The sequence below is a fragment of the Microbacterium rhizophilum genome (genome assembly GCF_039605615.1).
Taxonomy (GTDB): Bacteria; Actinomycetota; Actinomycetes; order Actinomycetales; family Microbacteriaceae; genus Microbacterium; species Microbacterium rhizophilus.
The window spans coordinates 147,036-165,830 of the sequence record NZ_JBCNUN010000007.1; the positions used below are offsets into that span (position 1 = coordinate 147,036).

Genomic DNA, 18,795 nt, shown 5'->3' on the forward strand with positions numbered 1-18,795 from the left:
CGACTTCCTGCCCTCCCCGGACCTCGTGCCGGAGCTATGAAGCCGGAGCCACACGTTGACTCAAGCCGCGATGCTGATCGCCTCTGCCGAATCGAGCGATGGCGCGTTCCACCCGCCGTCCATCACGGACTTCTTCCCTCCCGCGATCTTCGGCGAGGGCACGCTCTTCGAGTTCACGCGCATCAACGCGGCCCAGCTGCTCGCGACCGCGATCCTGGTGATCCTGCTGATCGTCGGCACGCGCAGCATGAAGGTCGTCCCGGGTCGCCTGCAGAGCATCGTCGAGATGGGCCTGGACTTCGTCCGCGTCAACATCGCGCACGACATCCTCGGCCGCAAGGACGGCAACCGCTTCCTGCCGCTGCTGACGACGATGTTCTTCATGATCCTGTTCATGAACCTGACGGGCATCATCCCCGGCATCAACATCGCCGGCACGAGCGTGATCGCGGTGCCGCTGCTGCTGGCGGTCATCTCCTACGTCACGTTCATCTACGCGGGCATCAAGAAGAGCCCCGGCAACTTCTTCAAGAACTCGCTGTTCCCGGCGGGCGTGCCTGCCGCGCTGTACATCATCGTCACGCCGCTCGAGTTCCTGTCGACGTTCATCATCCGCCCCGTCACGCTGACGCTGCGACTCCTGATGAACATGATCGTCGGCCACCTCATGCTGGTGCTGTTCTTCTCGGCGACGCACTTCTTCTTCTTCACGGCCGGCTCGTGGTGGACGCCCCTCGGCGTCGGCACCCTCGCGTTCGGTCTCGCCTTCACCCTGTTCGAGGTCCTGGTGGCATTCCTCCAGGCCTACGTCTTCACGATCCTCACCGCGGTCTACATCCAGCTCGCGGTGGCGGAAGAGCACTGACGGTCGCCGATCGGCGCACCGCCCAACGAAAGGAAAAATCCGTGGACGCTACTACGGTTCTCGCCAACGTGTACGGCTCGATCGCGACGGTCGGCTACGGTCTCGCGGCCATCGGCCCGGCCATCGGCGTGGGCATCGTCGTCGGCAAGACCATCGAGTCCGTGGCCCGTCAGCCCGAGCTCGCCGGTCGTCTGCAGGTTCTGATGTGGATCGGCATCGCCTTCACCGAGGCCCTCGCGTTCATCGGCATCGCGACCGGCTTCATCTTCGGCTACGCCCCCATCCAGTAATTCCGCTGCTGACACGTAAGGAGACAGGATGCTGAACGCTCTTGTCACGGTCGCCGCGGCGGAGGAGCACGAGGCGCCGAACCCGCTGGTTCCGGCGGCGTACGACATCATCTGGTCGCTCGTCTGCTTCCTCGTCATCCTGTTCGTGGTGTGGAAGGTCGCGCTGCCGCGTCTGACCGCCATGCTCGACGCGCGGTCGGCGGCCATCGAGGGGAACATCGCGAAGGCCGACGAGGCCCAGCGACAGGCCGAGGCCGCCCTCGAGGAGTACACGAAGCAGCTCGCCGACGCGCGCAAGGAGGCCGGCGACATCCGCGAGGCCGCCCGCGAGGACGGCAAGCGCATCGTCGCCGAGGCGCGGACCAGCGCCACCACGGAAGCCGAGCGGATCACCGCGACCGCGCACACGCAGATCGAGGCCGAGCGCCAGGCCGCGCTCGTCACGCTGCGCAGCGAGGTCGGCACGCTCGCGATCGACCTGGCGGGCAACGTCATCGGCGAGACGCTGAGCGACGACCAGAAGGCGTCGGCCGTGGTCGACCGCTTCCTGGCGGACCTCGAGGCCTCCGAGAAGGCGGCGAACTGATGGGCAGCGCGACCACTCAGGCGCTCGCGGCGAGCGTCACGGCGCTCGGTGCGGCGACGGTCGACCTCGACACGGCTCGCGAGCTCTTCGCCGCCGCCCGTGCCGTCGCCGGCTCGCCGGCGCTGAGCGGCGCGCTGGCCGACCCGGCTGCGGCGGCCGAGGCCCGCAGCGCCCTCGTCACCGGTGTCTTCGGCAGCCTCTCGCCGACGACGCAGTCGCTCCTGGCGACGGCCGCCGCCCAGCGGTGGTCGTCGCAGGACGAGCTGGTGGACGGGATCGAGGAGCTCGCCATCCGCGCGGCCGCGAAGGCCGACGACGGCGACCTGGAGGGCGAGCTGTTCCGCGTCTCCCGCATCGTCGCGGAGAACCCCGAGCTCGAGCTCGCGCTGGGCAGTCGCCTCGGCGACGGCGCGGCGAAGGGCGCTCTCATGCAGACGCTGCTCGGCGGTCGCACGAGCGAGGCCACCGAGCTCGTGGTGTCGTCGCTGGTGCAGCAGCCCCGCGGGCGCCGCGTGCGCGGCATCCTGTCGCGCGCGATCCGGATCGTCGCCGCCCAGCGCGGCCGCACGGTCGCGACCGTGACCACGGCCACGCCCCTCACCGCGGCCCAGACCGAGCGTCTGGCCACCGCGCTCTCGCGCAGCTACGGCGGCCAGGTGACGATCAGCACGGTCGTCGACCCCTCGGTCGTCGGCGGCGTGCGCGTGCAGATCGCGGACGACGTCATCGACGGCAGCATCGCCTCGCGTCTCGCGAACGTGCGCCAGCAGCTCGCCGGCTGACCCACCACTTCGCCGCCACCGGCGGACTCACTTGGGGATCGCGGATCCCACAACATGAAGGAAGACAATGGCAGACATCACGATCAGCCCCGACGTCATCCGTGACGCGCTGAAGGACTTCGTCGCCGCCTACGAGCCCACCGGCGACGCGGCGACCGAGGTCGGCACCGTCGTCGACGCGGCGGACGGCATCGCCCACGTCGAGGGCCTGCCGGGCGTCATGGCCAACGAGCTCGTCCGCTTCGCGGACGGCACGCTGGGCCTGGCTCAGAACCTCGACGAGCAGGAGATCGGCGTCGTCGTGCTCGGCGAGTTCGCCGGCATCGAGGCGGGTGCGCAGGTCACGCGCACGGGCGAGGTCCTCTCGGTCCCCGTGGGCGAGGGCTACCTCGGCCGCGTCATCGACCCGCTCGGCAACCCGATCGACGGCCTCGGCGAGATCACGGGCATCGAGGGCCGCCGCGCCCTCGAGCTCCAGGCTCCCGGCGTCATGGCGCGCAAGTCGGTGCACGAGCCGATGCAGACGGGCATCAAGGCGATCGACGCCATGATCCCCGTCGGCCGCGGCCAGCGTCAGCTGATCATCGGCGACCGCCAGACCGGCAAGACCGCGATCGCGATCGACACGATCATCAACCAGAAGGCCAACTGGGAGTCGGGCGACCCGACCCAGCAGGTCCGCTGCATCTACGTCGCGATCGGCCAGAAGGGCTCGACCATCGCCTCGGTGAAGGGCGCCCTGGAGGAGGCCGGCGCGATGGAGTACACCACCATCGTCGCGGCTCCCGCGTCCGACCCGGCCGGCTTCAAGTACCTGGCGCCCTACACCGGCTCGGCCATCGGCCAGCACTGGATGTACGACGGAAAGCACGTCCTGATCGTCTTCGACGACCTGTCCAAGCAGGCCGAGGCCTACCGCGCCGTGTCGCTGCTCCTCCGTCGTCCGCCGGGACGCGAGGCGTACCCCGGTGACGTCTTCTACCTGCACTCGCGTCTGCTCGAGCGCTGCGCGAAGCTGTCGGACGAGCTGGGCGCCGGTTCGATGACGGGTCTGCCGATCATCGAGACCAAGGCCAACGACGTGTCGGCGTACATCCCGACCAACGTGATCTCGATCACGGACGGCCAGATCTTCCTGCAGTCCGACCTGTTCAACGCGAACCAGCGCCCCGCGGTCGACGTGGGCATCTCGGTCTCCCGCGTCGGCGGCGACGCGCAGCTGAAGCACATCAAGAAGGTCTCGGGAACGTTGAAGCTCGAGCTCGCCCAGTACCGCTCGCTGCAGGCGTTCGCGATGTTCGCATCCGACCTCGACGCGGCCTCGCGCCGTCAGCTGGCCCGCGGTGCGCGCCTGACCGAGCTGCTCAAGCAGCCGCAGTACTCGCCGTACCCCGCCGAGGAGCAGGTCGTCTCGATCTGGGCCGGCACCAACGGCAAGCTCGACACGATCGAGGTCGAGGACGTGCTGCGCTTCGAGGCCGAGCTGCTCGACCACCTGCGTCGCAACACGACGATCCTGGACACGCTGCGCGACTCGGGCAAGCTCGAGGACGACACGGTCTCCGAGATCGACAAGGCCATCGACGCGTTCCTGCTCGAGTTCCAGGGCGGCAAGGGCCAGCACCTCACGGCCCCCGGCCACGAGGAGTTCGCGGCGACCGCCGACATCGACCAGGAGAAGATCGTCAAGGGCCGCCGGGCGTAAGCCCGCCGTCGGACGACGCATCATGGGAGCAAAGCTCAGGGAGTACAAGCAGAAGATCTCTTCTGCTCAGACGACCAAGAAGATCACGAAGGCGATGGAGCTCATCGCGGCTTCGCGCATCCAGAAGGCGATGACGCGCGTGCGCGCGTCGGAGCCCTTCTCCCGCGCGGTGACGCGTGCGGTCTCGGCGGTCGCCACGCACACCGACATCGACCACCCGCTGACGCGGGAGCCGGAGACGGTGACGCGCTCGGCGATCCTGATCCTCGGCTCGGACCGGGGCCTCGCGGGGGCGTTCAACTCGCAGGTCATCCGCGAGGGCATGGAGCTCGCCGAGCTGCTGCGCTCGCAGGGCAAGGAGGTCGTGTTCTACCTGTTCGGCCGCAAGGCGGTCGGCTACTTCCAATTCCGCGGCATCACCGCGGCGGCGGAGTGGACGGGTGACGCGGACGTGCCGGGCTTCACGACGGCCGAGGAGATGTCCCTGGCGCTGCTCGAGGCGTATGAGAAGGACGCCTCGGACGGCGGCGTGGACGAGATCCACGTCGTGTACAACCGCTTCGTCAGCATGATGACCCAGGAGGCGGTGCAGGTGCGCCTGCTGCCGCTGGAGGTCGTCGAGGGCGTGGCGGAGACGGCCTCGAACAGCGACGTGTACCCGCTGTACGAGTTCGAGCCCGACGCGACCGAGGTGCTCGACCGACTGCTTCCGGTGTACATCCAGAGCCGCATCTTCAACGCGCTGCTGCAGTCGGCCGCCGCCAAGCAGGCCGCGACGCAGAAGGCGATGAAGTCGGCCAGCGACAACGCCGACAAGCTCATCACCGACTACACCCGCCTGCGCAACAATGCGCGCCAGGCCGAGATCACGCAGCAGATCGCCGAGATCGTCGGCGGCGCCGACGCCCTGGCGTCCTGAAAGACGTTCTGAAAAAGAGAGAGACGAAATGACTGTCACTGAGACCGCGGTCGTCGGACGGGTCGCCCGCGTCACGGGTCCCGTCGTCGACATCGAGTTCCCGCACGACGCGATCCCCGAGGTCTACAACGCTCTGAAGACGACCATCGTCATCGGCGAGACCTCGTCCGAGATCACGCTCGAGGTCGCCCAGCACCTCGGCGACGACAAGGTGCGCGCCATCTCCCTGAAGCCGACGGACGGCATGGTCCGCGGCCAGGAGGTCCGAGACACCGGCGCGCCGATCTCCGTCCCCGTCGGCGACGTGACGAAGGGCAAGGTCTTCGACGTCACGGGCGAGGTCCTGAACCTGCCCGACGGCGAGAAGATCGAGGTCACCGAGCGCTGGCCGATCCACCGCAAGGCGCCGAACTTCGACCAGCTCGAGTCGAAGACCCAGATGTTCGAGACGGGCATCAAGGTCATCGACCTCCTCACGCCGTACGTGCTGGGCGGCAAGATCGGCCTGTTCGGCGGTGCGGGCGTCGGCAAGACCGTCCTCATCCAGGAGATGATCCAGCGCGTCGCGCAGGACCACGGCGGTGTGTCGGTGTTCGCCGGCGTCGGCGAGCGCACGCGTGAGGGCAACGACCTCATCCACGAGATGGAGGAGGCGGGCGTCTTCGAGAAGACGGCCCTCGTCTTCGGCCAGATGGACGAGCCGCCGGGGACGCGTCTGCGCGTCGCCCTGTCGGCCCTGACGATGGCCGAGTACTTCCGCGACGTGCAGAAGCAGGACGTGCTGCTGTTCATCGACAACATCTTCCGCTTCACGCAGGCGGGCTCCGAGGTGTCGACGCTGCTGGGGCGCATGCCCTCGGCCGTGGGCTACCAGCCGAACCTCGCGGACGAGATGGGCGTGCTCCAGGAGCGCATCACCTCGACGCGCGGTCACTCGATCACCTCGCTGCAGGCGATCTACGTGCCGGCCGACGACTACACGGACCCGGCCCCGGCGACCACGTTCGCGCACCTCGACGCCACGACCGAGCTCTCGCGTGAGATCGCGTCGAAGGGTCTCTACCCGGCCGTCGACCCGCTGACGTCGACCAGCCGCATCCTCGACCCGCGCTACATCGGCGAGGACCACTACCGCGTGGCCACCGCCGTGAAGCAGATCCTGCAGAAGAACAAGGAGCTGCAGGAGATCATCGCGATCCTCGGTGTCGACGAGCTCTCGGAAGAGGACAAGATCGTCGTGTCGCGCGCGCGCCGCATCCAGCAGTTCCTCTCGCAGAACACCTACATGGCGAAGAAGTTCACGGGTGTCGAGGGCTCGACCGTCCCGATCAAGGAGACCATCGAGTCGTTCGACGCGATCGTCAAGGGCGACTTCGACCACGTCGCCGAGCAGGCGTTCTTCAACGTCGGCGGCATCGGCGACGTCGAGGCCAAGTGGGCGCAGATCCAGAAGGAGAACAGCTGACCATGGGTCTGCAGGTCACCCTGGTCTCCGCCGAGGAGGAGGTCTGGACGGGCGAGGCCAGCCTCGTGGTCGCCAAGACCACCGAGGGTGAGATCGGCTTCATGCAGGGGCACGAGCCCGTGCTGGCCATCCTCGCCGACGCGGGCCAGGTGCGCATCACCGAGCCCTCCGGCACCAAGGTCATCGCCGACGCCCGCGACGGCTTCGTGTCGATGGAGGGCAAGACGCTCACCATCGTCGCGGGTCACGCGGCCCTGGTCTCCTGACCACGATCCTCCTGCCCCCTTCGGAGACGAAGCGGGCAGGCGGATCGGGCGCCCCGCTTCATCACGACGGCCTCGCGCTGCCGGTGCTCGCACCGCAGCGCGAGGCCGTCGTGGCGTCCGTGGTCGCGCTGTCCGCGGATCCGGATCGCGCGGCGAAGGTCCTGAAGCTCTCGGCGCGACAGCTCGGCGAGATCGACGTCAACGCCGCCCTGCGCGCGGCGCCGACCATGCCCGCGGTGGACCGCTACACGGGGGTCCTGTTCGACGCGCTCGGCGCCGCGTCCCTCGACGGCGCGGCGCGGGCGTGGCTGGGGGAGCGGGCGCTCATCCAGACGGCGCTGCTCGGGCCGGTCGGCGCGCTCGATCCGATCCCGGCCTACCGGCTCGCGGCGGGCGCGTCGCTGCCGGGTCTGGCGCCGCTGAAGCGCGTGTGGGCCGACGCCGTGCGCCACGCGTTCGCGGCGCTGCCGGGACTCGTGATCGACCTGCGATCCGAGGCCTACGCGGCCCTCGGGCCGGTGCCCGAGGGCGTCGCGAGCACGTACGTGCGGGTCGTCGCGGCGGGGCCGGACGGCACCGTGCGGGCGCTGAACCACTTCAACAAGAAGTCCAAGGGGCTGCTGGTCCGGCGTCTGGCGCAGGATCGTCCGGAGATCGGATCCGTCGAGGAACTCGCCTCATGGGCGACGTCGGCGGGACTGGTGATCCGCTCCGGGGCGCACGCCGGGGAGACCGAGCTGCTCGCGAGCGACTGACCCGCGCGCTCTGTCAGCCCGCACTCAGGATCGCTAGGGTGGGGGCCAGCGGCCGCCGCTCGGCCGCCCGAGTGTGGAGGTCTTCATGGACTACGACTACTCCGGCTTCGCCGCCCTGTGGGCCGCGATGTTCGGCTTCACCCTGTTCTTCGGCATCCTCTTCTACGTCGTCGGCTCGTTCTTCCTGATGAAGCTGTTCGAGAAGGCGGGGGTGCAGGGCGGCTGGCGCGCGTGGGTGCCCGTGTACAACCTGATGGTCTTCTACAAGCTGGGTGACCTCAGCCCCTGGCTCGTGCTGTACGCGATCGGCGGATCCATCCTTCTCAGCTGGGCGGGCATCGGCTTCATCTTCTCGCTCGCGTTCGCCGTGTTCTCGGCGATCGCGGCGTACCGCATCGGGCTGAAGCTGCAGAAGGAGGGCGCCTGGGTCGTCCTCTACATCTTCCTGTCGCTCGTCTGGCTCGGCATCCTCGGGCTCGACCGCTCCCGCTGGAACCAGAACGTGCCGCCCGCGCAGTGGGCGGGCAACGCCTTCCTCGGCGACCGGACCGTGTGGGACGGCGTCCCCCCGCAGGCCGGTGCCGCGCCGCAGGGCTACGGCCAGCAGGGCTACGGCCAGCAGGGCTACGGGCAGCCCGGCTACCCGCAGCAGGGGTTCGGCCAGCCCGGTCACCCGCAGCCCGGTTACCCGACGCAGCAGCCGGGATACCCGACGCAGCAACCGGGGTATCCGCAGGCGCCCGGTCAGCCGGGCTACCCGGCGCAGCCCCCGGCCGGCGCGCCGGTGCCGCCGCCGGCTCCGGCAGCCCCGGGAGGACCGGTGCCGCCGCCGGCCGCGCCTCCGGCGCCTCCGGCCGCCCCGCCGGCTGCTCCGCCGGCGCCGCCGAGCGCGCCGCGTCCCGACGGCGACGAGCCGCCGGCCGGCCCGGTGCCGCCGGCTCCGCCCGCGCCGTAACGATTCCTCGAACGCCCCCGCCCGATCCGTCGCGGCGGGGGCGTCCGCCCGTCCGCGGGGCGGCTAGCGTGGGATGCATGAGTGTCGCGCTGCGTCGGGTCGGGAAGTCGGGTCTGCTGGTGTCGGAGGTGGGCCTCGGATGCAACAACTTTGGGCGCCCGGGTACCAGGACCGAGACGCTCGACGGCACGACCGCGGTGCTGGACGCCGCCATCGAGCACGGCGTGGTCTTCCTCGACACGGCCGACATGTACGGCGGCCAGGGGCGCAGCGAGACGCTGATGGGCGAGGCGCTCGCGGGACGGCGCGACCAGGTCGTGCTCGCCACCAAGTTCGGGCACCGCTCGGTCGACATGGGCTACGGCGCCGCCGCGGGGGCCAAGGGCTCGCGGGCGTACATCCGTCGCGCGGTGGACGCGTCCCTCGCGCGGCTGCGCACCGACTGGATCGACCTGTACCAGCTGCACACGCCGGATCCGGAGACGCCGTTCGAGGAGACCCTCGACGCGCTCGACGACCTCGTGCGCGAGGGGAAGATCCGGTACTACGGTCACTCGAACCTGACGGGCTGGCAGATCGCCGAGGCGCACCTCACGGCCGGCGCGCGGATCCGATCCGGATTCGTGTCGTCGCAGAACCAGTTCTCGCTGCTGGAGCGCGACGCCGAGCGCGAGGTGCTGCCCGCCGTGCGTCGCTTCGGCCTGGGGTTCTTCCCGTACTTCCCCCTCTACAACGGGCTGCTGACGGGCAAGTTCACGCGCGAGGGCGGTCCCGAGGGCAGCCGGATCATGTCGCAGCGCCGCCACCTGTGGGAGAACGCGCCGTGGGACGCGCTCGACGCGTATCGGGCGTTCTGCGGTGCGCGCGGCATCACGATGCTCGAGGCCACGTTCGGGTGGCTCCTGTCTCAGCCCGCCGTGTCGAGCGTCATCGCGGGGGCGACGTCGCCGGAGCAGGTTTCGTCCAACGCCGCGGCCGGCGCCGCGTGGCGGCCCACGGATGACGAGGTCGCCGAGATCGACGGCTTCTTCCCCGGACCCGACGCGCCGGCCGTCTGACCCGGCCCGGGTGGCGTCGCCGCGGCGCGCGCCGGCCCTGCGGCTAGGATGTGAGAGCCTGCGACGCGCCCGCCCCGAACCGCTGTCCGGTCGCCCGAACGCCCGTCGCCCCCCGATCCGGAGGTCCTGCCCGTGTCCGATGCCCCTACGACGACGCAGTCGCAGACTGTGGCACTGCCCACGGGCCTCGACGCGATCCTCACGTGGGCGGGAGTGACCCATCGCGGCCGCAAGCGCGACATCAACCAGGACGCGCTGCTCACGGCGTATCCGCTGTTCGTCGTCGCGGACGGCATGGGCGGCCACATCGGCGGCGAGATCGCCAGCGCGAGCACGATCGACCGGCTGCAGCGCATGGTCGGCAAGGGACCGGTGTCGCCCGAGGCCATCGAGAAGGCCCTGGTCAAGGCCGTGCGCGACATCGGGGATCACCCCGAGACGACGGACGAGGGCACCGGCACGACCGTCACGGGCGTGTATCTCGACATCACCGACCAGGATGCGCACTGGGTCGCGCTCAACATCGGCGACTCGCGCGTGTACATCCAGCGCGATGACGCGCTCGCCCAGGTCACGACCGACCACTCGCTCGTGCAGGAGCTCGTCGCGGCGGGGCGCCTCAGCCCCGAGGAGGCCGAGAACCACCCCTACGGCAATGTGATCACGCGCGCGGTGGGCCCGAGCGAGGGCGCCGTGCCGGACTACGTGCGCCTCGACGTGCGCGACGGCGACCGGTTCGTGATCTGCTCCGACGGGCTCACGAAGGAGCTCACGGACTACGGCATCCTGCACTTCCTGCGCCTGCACGCCGACCCCGAGGCCGCGGTCGACGCGATGCTCGAGGCGGCGCTCGAGAACGGCGGCCGCGACAACATCACGATCGTCGTGCTGAACGTCGCGGTGCCCGGCCAGCAGCCGGTCGACGAGGACGCCGTGCGGACGGCCGAGGCCCCGATCGCGGCCGACGACGACGTTCCGGCGTCGGAGGAGACCGCGACGCACGATGCCGCGGGCTCGTCCACAGAGGACGATCCGGAGCGGTAGTCCCCGGGCGGGCGTCGCGCGCGCTCGCCGAGCCCGTCGGGCGGCTGGACTGGGCGCATGCCCACGCCGCTCGACGAACCCATCATGCTGCCGGCGCCGCTGCCGCCCCCGCGACGCGGCCCGTTCCCGATCGTCGCCGCGATCGTCCCGGTCGTCGCGTCCATCGCGATCTGGGCGGTGACCGGATCGCTCATCGCGCTGTGCTTCGCGGCGCTCGGGCCGCTCATGGCGGCGGGCACGCTGGTCGACGGCGCGCGCACGGGCCGCCGTCGCCGGCGAGAGGAGCAGCGCGAGAGCGCCGAGGCGCTGCGCCGCGCGCGCGAGCAGGTCGACCGACGGCACGAGGCCGAGCGCGCGACGCGCTGGCGGGAGCGCCCGGACGTCGCGGCGCTCGTCGCGGACGCGCGGCGGCAGTGGCGCAGCGGGGCGGACGAGATCGTGGTCGGGCGCGGCCGCGTCCCCAGCGCGGTGCGGGTGTCGGGCGGCGACGGCGACGCGGCCCGCGCGCTGCGCGCGCACGCGGCGGGGCTCGACGACGCGCCCGTGACCGTGCCGATCCGCACCGGCGTGGCGGTGCAGGGCGACGCGGTTCCGGCGCGCGCGGTCGCCCGCGCGCTCGTGCTGCAGCTGTGCCTGGCGCGGCCCGCCGGCGAGCTGGCGCTCGTGGCGGCGCCCGACGGCGAGCGGGCCTGGGCCGAGGCGCTGCCGCACTGGGCGCCGACGGCGGACGCCGCGATCCGCGTCGCACTGGTGGCGGCAGGCGCGGCCGTGCCGCCCGCGGACGTGGTGATCGCGGTCGCCGAACGCGGGGGCCAGGCGCCGCCCGAGTGCGGCGCACTGCTCGAGGTGGAGGGCGCCCCGGCGCGCGGCCGGCTGACCTTCGGCGGCGAGCCGGCCGACATCGCCGTCGAGGCGGTCTCCGCCGCGCAGGCCGCGGTCCTCGCGCGGCAGCTCGCCGCCCGCGGCGCGGCATCCGGCGCACGCACGCCGCGGCCGGGCGGCGGCGCCGTGGCGCTCGGGGAGCTGCTCGGCGGCGCGGACGCGCGCGAGTCGCTGGGCGCGCTCGGCGCGGTCATCGGCGTCGAGGGCGCCGAGCCGGTGTCGCTGGACCTCGTGGCGGACGGACCGCACGCCGTCGCCGTCGGCGTGACGGGCAGCGGCAAGAGCGAGCTGCTCGTGACGTGGGTGACCTCGCTCGCCGCGACGCTTCCTCCGGAGCGCGTGCAGTTCCTGCTCGCCGACTTCAAGGGGGGCACGGCGTTCGCGCCGCTCGCCGGCCTGCCGCACGTGGCCGGCGTCATCACCGATCTCGACGGCGGCGGCGCCCGGCGGGCGGTCGAGAGCCTGCGCGCCGAGCTCCGCTCTCGCGAGGCCGCGCTCGCGGCGGCGGGCGCGCGCGACGTCTCGGACCCGCGGGCCGGGCTGCCCCGGCTCGTGATCGTCGTGGACGAGTTCGCCGCCCTGCTGCAGGAGCACCCCGACCTGCACGCGCTGTTCACCGACATCGCCGCGCGCGGACGTGCGCTCGGCATGCACCTCGTGCTCGGCACCCAGCGCGCGGGCGGGGTCCTCCGCGACGCGCTCGTGGCCAACAGTCCGCTGCGGATCGGCCTGCGGATGGCCGAGGCGGCCGAGAGCCGTGCGCTGCTCGGCACCGACGAGGCCGCGCTGCTCGCGGGCGGGGCCGAGGGGCGGGGGCTCGCCTGGATCCGGCGGGCGGGCGACGGCCGCGCGCGTCTCACCCGCATCGCGCTCTCGGCCCCCGCGGACACGGCCGCGGCCGCCGCGCGGTTCGCCGGGCGGCCGCGTCGACCGGGCCCCTGGCTGCCGCCGCTGCCGCCGCGGCTCACGACGGCCGACGCCGCGGCGCTCGTCGGGGAGCCGCCGGACGGGACCATCCTGCTCGGCGTCGCCGACGAGCCCTCGGCCCAGCGGCAGTCGGCGGTGCTGCTGCGCCCGGGCGTCGACCGCGGGCTCGTGGTGGTCGGGGGCGGCGGGACCGGGCGCTCCTCGGTCGCGGGGCTGGTCGCGGCGGCGCGACCGGATGCCGTGATCGTTCCGCGGGATGCGGAGGGCGCGTGGGACGCGCTCGAGATGATCGATCGGGTGCGGCCGGGGCTCGTGGTGATCGACGACGTCGATGCGATGCTCGCGCGCTTCCCGGCCGAGTACGCGCAGGCGGCGGCCGAGCGGCTCGAGGCGCTCGTACGCGACGCGGGCGAGACCGGCACGACGGTCGTGGTCACCGCCGCGCGGCTGACGGGCGCCGTGATGCGCTTCGCCGACCTGCTGCCGCGGCGCGCCCTGCTCGCGCTGCCGGGCCGCGCCGAGCACGCGGCCGCCGGGGGCGACAGCGCGTCGTTCGATCCGCACCGCCCGCCGGGCCGTGCGGTGCTCGACGGCCTCGAGGTGCAGTTCGTGCTCGCGGCGCCTCCTCGCGCGGTCGAGCCGGCGGATCCGGTGCGCTGGGCGCCGGACGCGCCCGTCACGGGAATGGTGCTGCGCGCGGCCCGACGCCGCGGCGAGCAGCTGGCGGACGCCTGGCCGGGCGACGTGCGCGTGCTGGTGGTGGACGACCTCGCGCCCGTCACGAGACCGGCCGCGCTCGACCGCGCGGGGGAGCGGCTCGTCCTCGTCGGCGACGGCGACGCGTGGCAGCGCCAGTGGTCCCTGCTGCAGGAGCTGCGGGCGTCCGCGCCGCTGGTCGTCGGCGCCGACTGCGCGGTCGAGCTGCGGACGCTCGCGGGGGAGCGGGAGCTGCCCCCGTTCGCCCGGACGCGGGCGTCGCGGGCCTGGCTCGTGCGCGACGGGCTCCCGCCCGAACGGATCATCCTGCCGTGAGCGCGGCCCTCGCGGCGGGGACGGCGTCACCGGTTGACAGCGCGAGGGGCCACTGGTCAAGATGACGGCGAGAGCACGCGCGGGAGCGGTCGGCGCGCCGGCCCTGTCGGAAGGGTCGATTCGACATGGATGCCAGCGACGGAGCCGCGGGGAGCGTGAGCGCCCCGGAGACGACGGGAGCGGACGCCACGCCGTGGGCTCTCCCGGCCGAGGACGTCGTCGACGCGCTGGGGACGCGGCCGACCGGCCTGTCCGATGCGGAAGCGGCCGCACGCGCCGCCGAGCACGGCCCGAATCAGCTCCCCGAGGCCAAGCGCAAGCCCGCCGTCCTGCGGTTCCTCGGCCACTTCCACGACACGCTGATCTACATCCTGCTCGCTGCGGCGGCGGTCAAGGCGGTCATGGCCGACTGGCTCGACTTCTGGGTGATCATCGTCGTCGCGACGATCAACGCCGTGATCGGCTACGTGCAGGAAGGGCGGGCCGAGAAGGCACTCGCGGGCATCCGCGGCATGCTCTCCTCCACCGCCCAGGTGCGCCGCGACGGCGCCTGGCGCGTGATCCCGGCGGCCGAGCTCGTGCCCGGCGACGTCGTGCGGCTCGCGCCGGGCGACAAGGTGCCCGCCGACATGCGCCTGATCCTCGCATCGCAGCTGCGCGTGGACGAGGCGGCGCTCACCGGGGAGTCGGTGCCGTCGTCCAAGTCCGTCGAGCCGGTGGCCTCCGACGCCGGCGTCGGCGACCGCGCGTCGATGGTGTTCTCGGGGACGATCGTGTCGGCGGGGCAGGCGCGGGCCGTCGTCACCGGCACCGGCGCGGGCACCGAGATCGGCAAGATCCAGGCGCTCGTCGGCGAGGCGGGCTCGCTCGACACCCCGCTCACCAAGCAGCTCGCGGCTTTCGGGCGGGCGCTGACCCTGGTGATCCTGGGCATGGCGGCTCTGATGCTGCTGATCGGCCGGTTCGTGCACGGCATGCCGTTCGACGAGCTCGTCTCCGCGACGATCGGCTTCGCGGTCGCCGCGATCCCGGAGGGCCTGCCGGCGCTCGTGACGATCACCCTCGCGCTCGGCGTGCAGCAGATGGCGCGGCGCAAGGCCATCACCCGCAAGCTGCCCGCGGTGGAGACCCTCGGATCGGTCACCACCGTGTGCTCCGACAAGACCGGCACGCTCACGACCAACGAGATGACGGTCCGCCGCCTCGTGACCCCCGTCGCGGACTACGACGTGTCGGGCCTCGGCTACAGCCCCGTCGGCGGCATCGCGCGAGCGGGCGACGGCGGCGACGGCTCGGGCGGCGACGTGCGCGCGCTGCTCACGGTCGCCGCGCTCTGCAACGACGCGCATCTCGTGCGGGACGGCGACCGGTGGCAGCTCGTGGGCGAGCCGACGGAGGGCGCGCTGAAGACCGTGGCCCTGAAGGGCGGCGTCGCCCGCGAGGGCAGCACCCGCGTGGGCGTGCTGCCGTTCGACTCCGCGAACAAGCTGATGGCGACGGTCGAGGAGCTCTCCGACGGCGACCGGCTGCTGCTGGTCAAGGGCGCGCCCGACCGCCTCCTCGAGCGGGCGGCGACGCAGCGCGGCACCGTAGGCAGCGAGCCGCTCGACCCCGCGCGGTGGGAGGCCGTGATCGACGAGCTGAGCGGACAGGGCCTGCGCGTGCTGGCGGCGGCGCGCCACGCGGCCCCGCCCCGTGTGGGCGACCTCGCGCTGGACGAGCTGCGCGACCTGGAGCTGGTGGGCCTGTTCGGCATCGTCGACCCGCCGCGCCCCGAGGTAATCGCCGCGGTCGCCGACTGCCACACGGCGGGCGTGCGGGTGAAGATGATCACGGGCGATCACGCCGGCACCGCCGTCGCCATCGCGCGCGAGGTCGGCATCGTGTCCGAGCCCGACGCGCCTGTCCTGACCGGGGCGGAGCTGGAGGCGATGAGCCAGGATCAGCTGGCCGCGGTCGTGCGCGACGTCGACGTGTACGCGCGCACGAGCCCCGAGCACAAGATCCGGATCGTCCGCGCCCTGCAGTCGCACCACGAGGTCGTCGCGATGACGGGCGACGGCGTCAACGACGCCCCCGCGCTGACGCGCGCGAGCGTCGGCATCGCGATGGGCATCAAGGGCACGGAGGCGACCAAGGAGGCCGCCGAGATCGTGCTCGCCGACGACAACTTCGCCACGATCCGCTCCGCCATCCGGGAGGGCCGGCGGATCTACGACAACCTGCGCAAGTCGATCGTGTTCCTGCTGCCGACCAACGGCGCCCAGTCGCTCGTGATCCTGATCGCGATCGTGGGCGGGCTCACGCTGCCGCTGACCCCCGTGCAGGTGCTGTGGGTCAACATGATCACGGCCGTCACGCTGTCGCTGTCGCTCGCGTACGAGCCGGCCGAGCGCGGCATCATGACCCGCCCGCCGCGGCAGCCCGGCGGATCCATCATCTCCGTGCGCGAGCTGATCCTGGTGCTGGTGGTCTCGCTCCTGATCGGGGGAGTGACGCTCGCGGTGTTCTACGGATCGCTCGGGCGCGGCGAGCCGATCGAGCTCGCCCGCACGGAGGCCGTGCTCATGCTCGCCCTCGGCCAGCTCGCGTTCCTGTTCAACTGCCGCATTCTGTCCCACTCGAGCCTCAGCCTCGACGCCGTGACCGGAAATCCGGTCGTGTGGTGGTCGGCGGCGGCGCTGCTGGGCCTGCAGGCGCTCTACTCGTACGTGCCGTTCATGAACGACCTGTTCGACTCCGCGCCGATCCCGCTGCAGGCGTGGCTGATCCCGGTCGGCTGCATGATCGGGCTGTTCCTGATCATCGAGGTCGTCAAGTACGTGTGGCGCCGGCTGCCGGGGAGCGTCGTCTGAGAGACGCGGTCCCGGCGTGGGCGTCAGCGCACGAAGTCCGCCTGCAGGCGGCCGCCGAGGAGCTCGAGCTCCGCCGCGGCGGCCACGGCGAACGCGGTGTGATCGCCCGCCAGGAGGGGATCGGCGAGGCGCGCCGTGCGATCCGGATCCCACGCGCGCAGCCCGCGCGGGAGGTGCTTGCCCGTCGCGATCCAGCGCCCGTGCCGCAGCAGCAGGAGCTGCCCGAGCCGATCGAACAGGAGCGCGGCGAGGACGTGCCGCTCGAGCGGGTCGGCTGCGTCGCGCAGGTCGTCGAGCACGTCCGTGACGATGTACCGGCGCAGGTCCAGCTCGTGCGGATCGACCCGCGGTCCGGCATCCCGCACCGCGCGCCAGCGGGCGCGCAGCGGTTCCAGCAGTGATCCCGACCGCACGGGGCGCCCCTCGATCAGCATGTTGAGCAGGAGCGGGCGATGCGCCGCCAGGTCGCGTTCCGCCCAGCGGGCGAACGCCTCGGGCGTGTACGCGAACACCTCGAACACCTCGCCCTCGAACGCGTACGTCGCGGCGCGCGAGTCCTCGCCGGCGTCGAACATCGCCGCGGGGCCGATCACGAGCAGGTCGATGTCGCTCGAGGCGGTGCGCTCGCCGCGCGCCGTGCTGCCGGCGAGCAGCGCCGTGTCGGCCGCGGCGAACCGCGCCTGGAGGAATCGGCGGGCGATCGCGTCGTGATCCATGGATGCGACCGTAGGGGACCTCAGACGGTCGCGCGGATCCGGCCGACCTCGCGGCCGCCGCCCTGCACCGCGAACAGCGGGTGCGCCGCGAAGTCGGCGACCTCGCTCGCCGGCACGGCGCCGGCGTTCGCGAGCAGCTGCAGCGCGACCAGGGGTGCGGCGCGGAGGGATCCGTCGAGCGTCTTGAGCGCGACGGTCGTGCCGTCAGGGGCGACCATGATCTGCACGCCCTCCGCCCCGAGCTTCGAGAAGACGCCGAAGCGCTCGATCGCCAGCGTGTCCGAGCCGCCCGGACCGTCGATCGTCCAGGGGTTCTCGCGCACGGCGCGCACGAGCGCGCCCGCGACGCGGTGCAGCGCGAACGGCGACCGCTCCGACGAGGTGCCGACGCGCTGGATCCCGCGGGCCAGGCCCACCAGGGTGAGCGCGTGCACGGGGGCGCCGCAGCCGTCGGTCACGGTCGCGGCGATCTTCTCGCCCGTGAGGCGCTCCACGACCTCGCGGATGTGCACCTGCAGCGGATGGGCGGGGTCGAGGTAGCCGCTCACGTCCCAGCCGGTGGCGACGCACGCCGTCAGCATCGCGGCGTGCTTGCCCGAGCAGTTGTGGCGGATCGCGGCGGGCTCCAGGTGCTCGCGCACCAGCGCGTCGCGCGTGGCGCCGTCGGTCGGGCGGCTCGGCGGGCAGCCGAGGTGGTCCTCGGTGAGGCCGGCGGCCGAGAGCATGTCCCGCACCACGGCGGCGTGGCGGTCGGTGCCGGCATGGCTCGCGGTCGCGAGCGCCAGCCGTTCGCCCTCGAGTGCCGCGCCGGCCGTGACGACCGCGACGGCCTGCAGCGGCTTGAGCGACGAGCGCGGCAGGATCAGCGCGTCCGGGCTCCCGAGGTGGGCCACGACCTCGCCGCCCGGGGCGAGGACGATCGCGGATCCCGCATGACGCGACTCCACGAAGCCGCCCCGCTCGACCACCGCGAGCTCCGCGGAATCCTGCACGCTGAAAGTCTCCACATTTCTAGACTCTCACGCCGGACGCATCCGCTCGGGCACCCCTTCGGGGTGCCGCTCGCGTCCGCGTGCGCTGTCGCCGCGCTCCATCGAGGGCGTGAGGCGGCGGGCGCACTCGCGCCCGCGCACTCGCGCGCTGAGCGCGCTCGCACAGTGGCAAAGCCGACAGACGGCGCCGACCCGCGTGTGCCCTGGAAGACTGGGGCGCATGCACGGAGAGCACCGCTACGCCCTGACCTCGACCTGGACCGGCAATCGCGGGACGGGGACGTCCGGCTATCGCGACTACTCGCGCGACGTCACGCTCGAGATCGACGGCAAGCCCGCGCTGCTGGCGTCGTCCGACAAGCCGTTCCGCGGCGATCCGGAACGCTGGAACCCCGAGGACCTGCTCGTCGCCGCCCTGTCCGAGTGCCACCTGCTGTCGTACCTGCACGCCTGCGTGCAGGCCGGCGTCGTCGTGACGTCCTACGTGGACGAGGCCACGGGCCTGCTGCGCGAGGACGGCAAGGGCAGCGCGCAGTTCGAGGAGGTCGTGCTGCACCCGCGCGTGACGGTCGCGGACGCGTCCATGATCGAGGCCGCCGAGGCGGCCCACAAGACGGCCCACGAGTGGTGCTTCATCGCCCGCTCGGTGAACTTCCCGGTGATGCACGAGGCCACCGTGTCGGTGGGCTAGCGGCGAGGGG

At 72.4% G+C, this 18,795-nt stretch carries 17 protein-coding genes; 15 read left to right on the top strand and 2 right to left on the bottom strand.

The window, feature by feature from the left end; all coding sequences use genetic code 11:
* Positions 1 to 70 precede the first annotated feature (70 nt).
* From atpB to AAD528_RS12615, 14 genes are all read left to right on the top strand, one after another.
* A complete protein-coding gene (gene atpB / locus AAD528_RS12550) occupies positions 71 to 865 on the top strand; it encodes a F0F1 ATP synthase subunit A (RefSeq protein WP_345752417.1) in 795 nt (264 codons plus the stop codon).
* Positions 866 to 906: 41 nt separating this feature from the next.
* The gene (gene atpE / locus AAD528_RS12555; RefSeq protein ID WP_344003555.1) at positions 907 to 1,155 is read left to right on the top strand and encodes an ATP synthase F0 subunit C; all 249 of its coding nucleotides are present in this window, start codon (positions 907 to 909) and stop codon (positions 1,153 to 1,155) included.
* Positions 1,156 to 1,183: 28 nt separating this feature from the next.
* A complete protein-coding gene (locus AAD528_RS12560) occupies positions 1,184 to 1,741 on the top strand; it encodes a F0F1 ATP synthase subunit B (protein WP_345752418.1) in 558 nt (185 codons plus the stop codon).
* A complete protein-coding gene (locus AAD528_RS12565) occupies positions 1,741 to 2,523 on the top strand; it encodes a F0F1 ATP synthase subunit delta (RefSeq protein ID WP_345752419.1) in 783 nt (260 codons plus the stop codon). Before AAD528_RS12560 ends, AAD528_RS12565 begins: the two co-directional genes overlap by 1 nt.
* A gap of 67 nt (positions 2,524 to 2,590) precedes the next feature.
* Positions 2,591 to 4,228: a F0F1 ATP synthase subunit alpha gene (gene atpA, locus AAD528_RS12570; protein ID WP_345752420.1), complete on the top strand. Its 1,638-nt coding sequence runs from the start codon at positions 2,591 to 2,593 to the stop codon at positions 4,226 to 4,228.
* Between the two features lie 22 nt (positions 4,229 to 4,250).
* A complete protein-coding gene (locus tag AAD528_RS12575) occupies positions 4,251 to 5,147 on the top strand; it encodes a F0F1 ATP synthase subunit gamma (RefSeq protein WP_345752421.1) in 897 nt (298 codons plus the stop codon).
* Between the two features lie 28 nt (positions 5,148 to 5,175).
* Positions 5,176 to 6,612 carry a F0F1 ATP synthase subunit beta gene (gene atpD, locus AAD528_RS12580; protein ID WP_345752422.1) on the top strand — a complete coding sequence of 479 codons (1,437 nt, stop codon included), beginning with the start codon at positions 5,176 to 5,178 and terminating at the stop codon, positions 6,610 to 6,612.
* Positions 6,613 to 6,614: 2 nt separating this feature from the next.
* On the top strand, positions 6,615 to 6,878 hold the full coding sequence (locus AAD528_RS12585) for a F0F1 ATP synthase subunit epsilon (RefSeq protein ID WP_345752423.1): 264 nt from the start codon (positions 6,615 to 6,617) through the stop codon (positions 6,876 to 6,878).
* 5 nt (positions 6,879 to 6,883) lie between these two features.
* Positions 6,884 to 7,633, top strand: a complete 750-nt coding sequence (locus AAD528_RS12590; RefSeq protein ID WP_345752460.1) for a YaaA family protein — start codon at positions 6,884 to 6,886, stop codon at positions 7,631 to 7,633.
* A gap of 85 nt (positions 7,634 to 7,718) precedes the next feature.
* Positions 7,719 to 8,588 (top strand): large exoprotein, encoded by an 870-nt coding sequence (locus tag AAD528_RS12595; RefSeq protein WP_345752424.1) that lies wholly within the window; start codon positions 7,719 to 7,721, stop codon positions 8,586 to 8,588.
* Between the two features lie 77 nt (positions 8,589 to 8,665).
* Positions 8,666 to 9,646: an aldo/keto reductase gene (locus tag AAD528_RS12600; RefSeq protein ID WP_345752425.1), complete on the top strand. Its 981-nt coding sequence runs from the start codon at positions 8,666 to 8,668 to the stop codon at positions 9,644 to 9,646.
* A gap of 132 nt (positions 9,647 to 9,778) precedes the next feature.
* Positions 9,779 to 10,690 carry a PP2C family protein-serine/threonine phosphatase gene (locus AAD528_RS12605; RefSeq protein ID WP_375339618.1) on the top strand — a complete coding sequence of 304 codons (912 nt, stop codon included), beginning with the start codon at positions 9,779 to 9,781 and terminating at the stop codon, positions 10,688 to 10,690.
* A 57-nt stretch (positions 10,691 to 10,747) separates the two neighbouring features.
* On the top strand, positions 10,748 to 13,531 hold the full coding sequence (locus tag AAD528_RS12610) for an FtsK/SpoIIIE domain-containing protein (protein ID WP_345752426.1): 2,784 nt from the start codon (positions 10,748 to 10,750) through the stop codon (positions 13,529 to 13,531).
* Between the two features lie 125 nt (positions 13,532 to 13,656).
* The gene (locus AAD528_RS12615) at positions 13,657 to 16,386 is read left to right on the top strand and encodes a cation-translocating P-type ATPase (RefSeq protein ID WP_345752427.1); all 2,730 of its coding nucleotides are present in this window, start codon (positions 13,657 to 13,659) and stop codon (positions 16,384 to 16,386) included.
* Between the two features lie 23 nt (positions 16,387 to 16,409).
* On the opposite strand, the gene AAD528_RS12620 is transcribed toward AAD528_RS12615, so the two are convergent.
* Together AAD528_RS12620 and AAD528_RS12625 are read right to left on the bottom strand one after the other, a co-directional pair.
* Positions 16,410 to 17,102 (bottom strand): nucleotidyltransferase domain-containing protein, encoded by a 693-nt coding sequence (locus AAD528_RS12620; protein WP_345752428.1) that lies wholly within the window; start codon positions 17,100 to 17,102, stop codon positions 16,410 to 16,412.
* A gap of 20 nt (positions 17,103 to 17,122) precedes the next feature.
* Positions 17,123 to 18,094 carry an asparaginase gene (locus AAD528_RS12625; RefSeq protein WP_345752429.1) on the bottom strand — a complete coding sequence of 324 codons (972 nt, stop codon included), beginning with the start codon at positions 18,092 to 18,094 and terminating at the stop codon, positions 17,123 to 17,125.
* A 220-nt stretch (positions 18,095 to 18,314) separates the two neighbouring features.
* Here AAD528_RS12625 and AAD528_RS12630 point away from each other — a divergent pair, with 220 nt between their 5' ends.
* Positions 18,315 to 18,785, top strand: a complete 471-nt coding sequence (locus AAD528_RS12630; protein ID WP_345752430.1) for an OsmC family protein — start codon at positions 18,315 to 18,317, stop codon at positions 18,783 to 18,785.
* Positions 18,786 to 18,795: the final 10 nt, after the last annotated feature.

Bases quoted from the DNA above. Each gene is read 5' to 3' on its own strand.
- AAD528_RS12575 (WP_345752421.1), top strand. From the start codon at position 4,251: ATGGGAGCAAAGCTCAGGGAGTACAAGCAGAAGATCTCTTCTGCTCAG.
- AAD528_RS12600 (WP_345752425.1), top strand. From the start codon at position 8,666: ATGAGTGTCGCGCTGCGTCGGGTCGGGAAGTCGGGTCTGCTGGTGTCG.
- AAD528_RS12595 (WP_345752424.1), top strand. From the start codon at position 7,719: ATGGACTACGACTACTCCGGCTTCGCCGCCCTGTGGGCCGCGATGTTC.
- atpB (WP_345752417.1), top strand. From the start codon at position 71: ATGCTGATCGCCTCTGCCGAATCGAGCGATGGCGCGTTCCACCCGCCG.
- AAD528_RS12565 (WP_345752419.1), top strand. From the start codon at position 1,741: ATGGGCAGCGCGACCACTCAGGCGCTCGCGGCGAGCGTCACGGCGCTC.
- AAD528_RS12630 (WP_345752430.1), top strand. From the start codon at position 18,315: ATGCACGGAGAGCACCGCTACGCCCTGACCTCGACCTGGACCGGCAAT.
- atpA (WP_345752420.1), top strand. From the start codon at position 2,591: ATGGCAGACATCACGATCAGCCCCGACGTCATCCGTGACGCGCTGAAG.
- AAD528_RS12610 (WP_345752426.1), top strand. From the start codon at position 10,748: ATGCCCACGCCGCTCGACGAACCCATCATGCTGCCGGCGCCGCTGCCG.
- AAD528_RS12585 (WP_345752423.1), top strand. From the start codon at position 6,615: ATGGGTCTGCAGGTCACCCTGGTCTCCGCCGAGGAGGAGGTCTGGACG.
- AAD528_RS12560 (WP_345752418.1), top strand. From the start codon at position 1,184: ATGCTGAACGCTCTTGTCACGGTCGCCGCGGCGGAGGAGCACGAGGCG.
- AAD528_RS12620 (WP_345752428.1), bottom strand. From the start codon at position 17,102: ATGGATCACGACGCGATCGCCCGCCGATTCCTCCAGGCGCGGTTCGCC.
- AAD528_RS12615 (WP_345752427.1), top strand. From the start codon at position 13,657: ATGGATGCCAGCGACGGAGCCGCGGGGAGCGTGAGCGCCCCGGAGACG.
- atpD (WP_345752422.1), top strand. From the start codon at position 5,176: ATGACTGTCACTGAGACCGCGGTCGTCGGACGGGTCGCCCGCGTCACG.